We start from the raw sequence: 7949 nt of genomic DNA on the forward strand, positions 1-7949 counted from the left end.
CCGGAAAATCCAAACTGTCTCGCCGGGGAAATTTTGAGGGGGATAAAGAAACCTCACGAATGCAGCCAGTTTGGAAAAAATTGTAACCCGTCCAAGCCGCTCGGGGCCCCTATGGTTTCATCGGAGGGGGCCTGTGCTGCCTATTACCATTACACCAGCAATTAAAATTTAATTCTAAGCATACATGGACATATCTGAATTGGAATTCGATGCGATCAGCCTGGGTCACGGAAGTGGCGGACTTATGACCAGAGAACTCCTGGACCAAATCATATTCAAGGTGTTCAACAATCCCTTCCTGGGACAAAAGCACGATGGTTCTCTCATCAAAGTTGAGGGGGAACTGGCGATCTCCACAGATAGTTTTGTGGTCTCCCCTGTTTTCTTTAAAGGAGGTAATATAGGAGAGCTTGCCGTAAACGGGACGGTAAATGATGTGGCCATGTGCGGCGCAATGCCCAAATATTTATCTCTTGCCTTTATCGTTGAAGAGGGCCTTCCCATTAGTGAATTTATAACTATTGTCCGCTCGGTTAAGGAGACAGCAGACCGGTGCGGGGTCCAGATCATCACCGGTGATACCAAGGTAGTAGAAAAAGGAAAGGGCGATAAAATCTTTATCAATACCACGGGCTTTGGTGAGGTGCATCCCAGGGCGAACATCTCGGCGAACAGGATTCAGCCGGGAAATAAGATAATTGTGAATGGGGACATTGCCCAACACGGCATGGCCATTATGTCACAGCGCGAAGGGTTGGAGTTCGAATCCACCATCGTCAGTGATACCACCAACCTCAACTTCCTGGTAAAGGACTTGCTGGACCATTATGGTGAAAAGATCCATATGCTCCGTGATCCCACACGTGGAGGACTGGCCAGTGTGCTTTCTGAGATTGCAAGTGATATCAATCTGGGGGTTACCCTTTCGGAAACTGCACTTCCCGTGGAAAAGCAGGTGGCAGCTGCCTGTGAAATTCTGGGGCTGGATCCTTTATATGTAGCTAACGAAGGATTATTTGTCACTATAGTAGACGAAACCGTTGCTGATGAGGTACTTCAACTGATGCGGGCAGATGACAAGGGCAAAAATGCAGTGGTTGTTGGGGAGATCACTTCAGAACATCCGGGTAAGGTAGTGCTGCACAGTGGCATTGGGGGGAAACGGATCATAAGCCCTATGATTGGGGAACAACTGCCGAGGATCTGTTAATGTTGTTCTACGTGTAAAGTAATACAACCGGGGAGGAATACCGCCTCATGCGGTAAACAGCCAGTACACCCCTACGACAACAGCAAATAACCCACCTGCGAGTCGGATCCCTTTAAAGAATACTTCATTATGCCCGTTTTTGGTTAGGGCAGATACATTACCAAGGACCAGGGCAAAAGCCACCATGGCGATGATAATACCCATCCCAAATCCAAGAACGTAGGTTACAGAATCCGAGGTATCCTCAAAACCAAGCACGGGCAGGAACAATAAAAAATGGGCAATTCCGGCAAAACCGTGGAGTACCCCTATATAAAAGGAAGCAGATTTGCTTTGCTTCATGGTTTTGGGGTGAACATGCCGATGGGAATGTTCGTGGCTATGGTCGTGTTCGTGGCTATGGTCGTGTTCGTGGCTGTGGATCATGGGTTCATGTTCACTGTGCACATGCATATGCTTATGTGGCTTCTTCCCATTGAATATCTTATATATCGCTACTACACCAACACCGATAAGAACAATCCCCACCAACTGTTCGCTATATGCTGAAATGGCCTCCACGGGGATATAATCGCCAAAAAGGGTAAGCAACAGGCCAATTACCAGCATCCCTACGAGATGGCCAATACTCCAGGACAGGCCAATCTTCCAGGCCTTCTTTTTGGATTCGATCACAAAAGGCGTCACGGCAGCCAGGTGGTCGGGACCAGACACGACGTGCAGCATTGACGTGATTAAACCAGCGGTAACAGGCAGGGTAGCATCCATAAACTTACAGCAAATAGGGTAGTTAAAGAAGGGCCAAAATACAAATAAGTTATCAGATCCGCCCAAATGGTAAACCAGAAAAATATCAGTTCCTTGACCAACATCATTATTGATATTTCAACCCCCTTTCACAGTAAAAAAATTCTGGAAAATTTTTTCGATCTATGATAAAAATCAGGTTTTGTCAGGGTAACAATTGTTACTTTAACACAAATTTTAGATTTTGAAGAATCCCCCATAAAGAAGGTACTTCCCCCGTGCCTTAGCAACGTAAGCATAACCAGTAATAACAAATACCCTATGAGACGCCACAAGTTTTTCGGAATCCTGATGCTGATGGTATCAGGCTTATTGTTTGTACAATGTACCAGTGATCCAATTGCAGGACCTCCTGGGCAGGACGGACGCGACGGAATTGACGGAATTGACGGACAGGATGGGGTGAGCGGCACCGCCTCCTGTGTTTCCTGTCACAACAACACCCTGCGCGGTGAAATTGCCGCTTCTTTTGACCTTTCCGCCCACGGTTCGGGTTCAATTGGATTCGCCGAAGGACGCGGTGGTGCTCCGGGCAATGTATGTGCACAATGCCACGGCAGCGAAGGCTTTATTGACTGGGTGACCATCGGGGAAGCCGATACCTTGGGATATGCAAATCCTACCACCATAAACTGTAGCACATGCCACAGCAACCACCGTACGTTCGACTTCGAGAATGACGGTCCGGATTACGCACTCAGGAATCCCGATCCAACAGAGTTGTCCCTGGCACCTGCTATCACGGTAGATTTCGAAGATGCCAGTAACAACTGTATTTTATGTCACCAGCCAAGGCCCAGTTATGAAATCCCAAGCCTCAATGCAGATGGCACATACGTGATTAACACTTCCCGTTTCGGACCCCACCATAGCCCGCAAGCCACGGTATTGGAGGGTGTTCTGGGTGCAGAAATTCCCGGTACGGAAGCCTATCCCGCCAGGGCGTCGGCAGCGCACCGTACAGGCGCTTCCTGTGTTTCCTGTCACATGGGCGAATCTAACGTAGCCTCCGTAGGCGGGCACTCCTGGAACCCTGTAGAGGAGAATTGTATAGAGTGTCACGGTTCCGTTCCCGGAGAGGCTAGCGGCTTCTCTGCTGATATGGCTACTTTACTGGAGCTCCTCCGCAATGTTGAAGGCGTTGCCTTTGAGGTAGACGCAGAAGGGGATCCTGTTTTTGATGCTGAAGGCAATTTCATCCCAACAGACTCGGTTGTTGTCGGTATCATTAGGGCTGGATCCGAAGATCGCACCAACAGCGGTATCTTCTCAGATGTAGCCGCCATGGCCGCCTGGAACTACAAAACAGCATATGAAGACCAGAGCCGTGGTATCCATAATCCGGAATATACCAAGGCGCTGATTAAGAACTCTATTGAGGCACTTCAAAACGAAAACTAAGATTGGTGTCCCGTGCTGTATCATCCTGCCTGTTTAAGACAGGATGATACGGTTCGGATATACCAGCCTAGGACCCAATTTTCCCAGGTGAAGTCTAAACCCTTAGCGATGAAAAAAAATGCACTACTGATTCTGGCAGGTTGCCTGCTGTTGTTCAGCTCCTCCTGTTATTACGACGAACTTATAGAAGTAGAAATACCCGATATCCCGGATACTCAGGAAATTTCCTTCAGCGCGGATATTGAACCCTTGTTTTCACAAGCCGGAAAAGATTGTACGCGTTGCCATGACGCAAATACAAGCCCGGACCTGAGGGTGGGAAACGCCTATAATGCCCTTGTTCCCGATTATGTGATTGCGGGAAATCCCGATGGAAGTGAATTGTATCAAAAACTTCCCGGAGTAGGACATCCCTTCGATGTTGGATTTAACATGGATGCCTCGGAAATTTCCCTGATACGGGAATGGATCGAACGGGGAGCCGAAAATAACTAACCTAAAGAAACGACAAGATGAGACCATTATATTTCTTATTGTTTTTGTTTTTCGCAATGCCTATGCTGGTTTCTGCCCAGGAAGCCGGGGAGGAAACTGAAAAGCCAGTGGATAAACCACAGCGCCCGGCCTTCGAAAGCAGCTTCATCATTGATAACCCAACAGACCTCCTCTATAATAAGAACAGCCTGGAGGTGGTAATCAACCACAGGATGGGGGAGATCAGCGGGGGAAACAATGATATCCTAGGTATCTATGGAGCCGCTAATATCAGGATAGGGCTTTCCTACACGCTGCACGAAAGGCTGCAAATAGGATTTGGCACGGAAAAAGAACAGAAATACCAGGATTTCAACTGGAAGGTTGGGTTATTGAAGCAAACCCGCTCAGACCGTATTCCCGTTAATGTAACCTATTACGGTAACGTTGTGATCGACGCCAGCAAGAAAGAAAATTTTGCGCTGGACCAGCACCGCTATTCCTTTTTTAATCAATTGATAATATCCCGCAGGTTCTCCCCCAATTTCTCAATGCAGTTGGCCCCGAGCATGTCGCATTTCAATGTAGTTCCGGCTAATATGAATAATGATGTGTTCAGCATAGCCCTGGGTGCACGAATGAAGGTTAGTGCACAAACGGCTATTTTGCTGGATTACAGTCAGCCCTTTACAAGCTTTGGGGTGGATAGTAATGGCAATGATTTGAATCCGGAACCCGGACTAAGCCTGGGGGCTGAGTTTGTGACCTCCTCCCACGCCTTCCAGATTTACCTGACGAACCTCAGGGGAATCGTTCCCCAGCAAAATTACGTGTTCAACCAGAACAGGTTCTTCAACATGTTTGGCGGTGACGGGGTATTGATTGGGTTCACCATCACCAGGATCTATAACTTTTAATTTGATTATACCGAGCTTGTTATGAAAGAAGAGAAACGGTCCAAAGGGAAAACCGACAGGCGAAGCTTTGTAAAGCTCGGAGTACTATCGGGCATTACTGGCCTTTCTGGTGCCACCTTATTGTCTAACCTGGCTTCAGAACAGGAGTTGGAGGCATCAGGTGACAAGATCAAGCTGCTCACCCCGGATGGAAAAATCGTGGAGGTAGATGCAAAGAACATCAATAAGTACCCAGAGGCCCACATTACGCCGGCAGCATCCAGGGAAGGGATACCCAACAGGAAGTTTGTGATGGTGATCGACCTGGCCAAGTGCAACAATGCCAGGAAATGTGTGGAAAGCTGCCAAAAAGCGCATCAGCTCGATACCCATGAGGAATTCATGAAGGTGCAGCTCATAAGGGACCATGAGGAAGGCGCCCCTTACTGGTTTCCCAAACCCTGTTTTCATTGCGACGAACCTCCCTGTGTAACGGTATGCCCCACCGGAGCCACATTTAAAAGGGATGACGGGATCGTCCTGGTGGATAACGACCGCTGCATTGGCTGTAAGTTCTGCATGACCAGCTGCCCCTACTCTGCCCGTAGTTTTAATTGGGGACATAAAGATAAGTTCGACAATACAGATCAGCCTTACTCCCCGGAAACAAGTGTTCCGGCAACCGAGGGGACGGTAATGAAATGTGATTTCTGCCCTGACCTGCTCAGGCAAGGGGAATTACCCCACTGTGCCAAGGCATGCCCTATGGGCGTCATTTATTTCGGTGATAAGAACGAAGACCTGGTGACCAATGGGGTGGAAACTGTCCGTTTTTCTCAGCTGATAAAAGATCGTGGCGGATATCGCTACCTGGAACATCTCGGTACCAAACCCAATGTATACTACCTGCCCCCTGTGAACAGGCAGTTCCCATTGGAACGCGGCTTTAATATCGATGAGGAAATCCTCGACCGCTACGACGATGTTCCCGAAGTACAGGAATTCAAGGCTAAATCTAAAGAATAACGGTTCTAATTCTCGTTATGGATATTGCAAATAGAAAAAAAGAGTTGGTTAAGGAATTTTCGCCCAAGCTCATGCAATTTGACAGGGTATCCAAATTCTGGATCGGATTGTTGATCGTCCTTGTTTTGGCAGGATGGGCAGCCTTCGTCTTACAGGTCGTAAAAGGTCATGAAATCACCGGAATGCGCGACAATGTGGTGTGGGGGATCTATATCATAAATTTCATCTTCTTTGTTTGTCTCAGTTATTCCGGAGCGTTCATCTCAGGCATCCTGCACTTCTTTAAAACGCCTTTGAAAAATTCAGTGACCCGTATTGTAGAGATAATCACGGTATTGTCACTGGTGGTAGGGCCCATATTCATTCTGCTTTGTATTGGCAGGCTGGACCGTTTGCACTACCTGTTTATCTACCCCAGGATACAGTCGCCCATTACCTGGGATATCATAGCCATTATGACCGACCTCGTGGCCTGTTTTATTTATTTGTACCTGACCTTTATACCTGATTTTGCAATCCTGCGGGACAATTGTCATGATTGTCCGTCCTGGAGGCAAAGGCTCTATCGTTTTCTGGCCATGGATTACCGGGATACCCCTGAGCAGTCAAGGCGGCTTCATAAACTAATACGCACCATGTCTGCCATGGTCATTGTCCTGGCGATTGTTGCCTATACCGTTCTGGCCTGGATCTTTAGCCTTACGCTACAGCCGGGGTGGAACAGTACCATTTTTGCACCTTACTTCATTGTGGCGGGCCTCTATTCAGGGGTGGGTGTGATCATCATCTCTATGTTCCTCGTGCGTAAATACCGGAAACTGGATCATTACATTCGAAAAGTGCATTTTATGGCAGCGGGTATTATACTTTTGGTCGTTTCTCTGCTGTACGGCTACTTCACTTTCAGTGAGTATTTCTCCAGGTGGTTTAGCCACAAGATCCACGATATAAACCTGCTGAATACACTGTTCAACAAGTATTTCTGGGCCTTCATTTTTGCCAATTACATCGGGGTCCTTGTACCTTTCTTTATCCTTTTCTTTAAAAAGTTCAGGACGATCAAGAGCATAACCTTTGCGGCAGTTATTGCTGTACTGGGACTGTGGATGAACCGGTACCTAATTGTTGTCCCCACGCTGGAAACACCCTATATCCCCATACAGGATACCCGGCCCGAATTCATAGAGTATTCTTCCACCTGGGTGGAATGGGCCCTTAGCCTTGGGGGAATCGCCTCCTTTGTATTGCTATTTATACTGATCATTAAGCTTGTACCTGTAGTACCTATGTCTGACATTATTGCGTACGAAAGAGAGCGAGAAAATCAGAAACGCGCTAAAAAAATCGGATAATATGAAGGCAACACTTAAAAACAGTCTGATTTTTTTCCTGATCGTTTTCGGGTTCCTTCTTCCTTCAAATAGTAGTGCTCAGGAAGATGTTGATATGAGCGAATACAGGGTGCGCTTTGGATTCACAAGCACCAAGCATGCTGATCAGTCCCGGGTTTTTCAAGCTGAGTTCACGGCAAGCCACAGGAAAGACCGCAGGAACAAGATCCCCATCTATGGGGCGGAGATACAATTCCTGAACTTCCTGGACGATGAGGAAGTGGAATTAGGCAGGGTTGCAACATCGCAGGAAGGTATTGCCGAGATTACCCTTCCCGCAGCTCATGAATACCTGACAGATAGTGAGGGGTATATGAATTTCCGGGCGTATTTTAAAGGAAGTGACGCCCTTGATGAAGAATCAGAAGAACTCCGCATACAGAACCTGCATCTGAAGCTCGACTTGGTAGAAATAGACAGCGTTCAAACGGTAAAGGTGAATGCATTTACCGTTGACAGTTTGGGTATGGAGTCCCCGGTGAATGATGCGTACGTGATGCTGTCCGTAGACGGCATGCTCTCGCGGATGGTCTTCGAGGAAGATTTTATACAGGATGGGGAATTGGAAATTGAGTTTCCACAGGGATTGCCGGGAGATACCAAGGGAAACATTACGGTTTTTGCCGTAATAGCAGATGATGATAATTTTGGTAATGTCATTCAGACCCAATCCGTTGGATGGGGAATTCCAAAAGCAGAAAGAACAGAGATGCTTTCCCGACGTCGCTCTGCCGCCGGTGCCGG

8 protein-coding genes and 1 pseudogene are annotated in these 7949 nt (G+C 47.6%); 8 read left to right on the forward strand and 1 reads right to left on the reverse strand.

Annotation, left to right across the window (positions count from 1 at the left end; all coding sequences use genetic code 11):
• Positions 1-165 (forward strand): annotated as a pseudogene (locus tag AC4E7D_RS08630) (hydrogenase formation protein HypD); the annotation flags it as partial.
• A gap of 19 nt (positions 166-184) precedes the next feature.
• Positions 185-1210, forward strand: a complete 1026-nt coding sequence (gene hypE / locus AC4E7D_RS08635) for a hydrogenase expression/formation protein HypE (RefSeq protein WP_490173403.1) — start codon at positions 185-187, stop codon at positions 1208-1210.
• A 45-nt stretch (positions 1211-1255) separates the two neighbouring features.
• Here hypE and AC4E7D_RS08640 read toward each other — a convergent pair whose 3' ends face one another.
• On the reverse strand, positions 1256-1978 hold the full coding sequence (locus AC4E7D_RS08640; protein WP_490173404.1) for an urease accessory protein UreH domain-containing protein: 723 nt from the start codon (positions 1976-1978) through the stop codon (positions 1256-1258).
• 300 nt (positions 1979-2278) lie between these two features.
• Between AC4E7D_RS08640 and AC4E7D_RS08645 the strand changes: the two genes are divergently transcribed.
• The 6 genes from AC4E7D_RS08645 to AC4E7D_RS08670 form a co-directional block, all read left to right on the forward strand.
• Positions 2279-3418, forward strand: a complete 1140-nt coding sequence (locus tag AC4E7D_RS08645) for a multiheme c-type cytochrome (protein WP_490173405.1) — start codon at positions 2279-2281, stop codon at positions 3416-3418.
• Between the two features lie 108 nt (positions 3419-3526).
• Positions 3527-3913, forward strand: coding sequence for a hypothetical protein (locus tag AC4E7D_RS08650; RefSeq protein WP_490173406.1), 387 nt, complete (start codon positions 3527-3529; stop codon positions 3911-3913).
• Between the two features lie 17 nt (positions 3914-3930).
• Positions 3931-4809 (forward strand): DUF5777 family beta-barrel protein, encoded by an 879-nt coding sequence (locus AC4E7D_RS08655; RefSeq protein WP_490173407.1) that lies wholly within the window; start codon positions 3931-3933, stop codon positions 4807-4809.
• Between the two features lie 21 nt (positions 4810-4830).
• On the forward strand, positions 4831-5814 hold the full coding sequence (locus AC4E7D_RS08660) for a 4Fe-4S dicluster domain-containing protein (RefSeq protein ID WP_490173408.1): 984 nt from the start codon (positions 4831-4833) through the stop codon (positions 5812-5814).
• Between the two features lie 17 nt (positions 5815-5831).
• On the forward strand, positions 5832-7166 hold the full coding sequence (gene nrfD, locus AC4E7D_RS08665) for an NrfD/PsrC family molybdoenzyme membrane anchor subunit (protein WP_490173409.1): 1335 nt from the start codon (positions 5832-5834) through the stop codon (positions 7164-7166).
• Position 7167: 1 nt separating this feature from the next.
• Positions 7168-7949: hypothetical protein (locus AC4E7D_RS08670; RefSeq protein ID WP_490173410.1), on the forward strand; the 782-nt coding region annotated here is incomplete at its 3' end.

It is taken from the genome of Lentiprolixibacter sp., from assembly GCF_982873095.1.

What these genes read in the sequence shown, in the direction of transcription:
- AC4E7D_RS08660 (WP_490173408.1), top strand. Translation starts at nt 4,831, where the DNA reads ATGAAAGAAGAGAAACGGTCCAAAGGGAAAACCGACAGGCGAAGCTTT.
- AC4E7D_RS08655 (WP_490173407.1), top strand. Translation starts at nt 3,931, where the DNA reads ATGAGACCATTATATTTCTTATTGTTTTTGTTTTTCGCAATGCCTATG.
- nrfD (WP_490173409.1), top strand. Translation starts at nt 5,832, where the DNA reads ATGGATATTGCAAATAGAAAAAAAGAGTTGGTTAAGGAATTTTCGCCC.
- hypE (WP_490173403.1), top strand. Translation starts at nt 185, where the DNA reads ATGGACATATCTGAATTGGAATTCGATGCGATCAGCCTGGGTCACGGA.
- AC4E7D_RS08645 (WP_490173405.1), top strand. Translation starts at nt 2,279, where the DNA reads ATGAGACGCCACAAGTTTTTCGGAATCCTGATGCTGATGGTATCAGGC.
- AC4E7D_RS08640 (WP_490173404.1), bottom strand. Translation starts at nt 1,978, where the DNA reads ATGGATGCTACCCTGCCTGTTACCGCTGGTTTAATCACGTCAATGCTG.
- AC4E7D_RS08650 (WP_490173406.1), top strand. Translation starts at nt 3,527, where the DNA reads ATGAAAAAAAATGCACTACTGATTCTGGCAGGTTGCCTGCTGTTGTTC.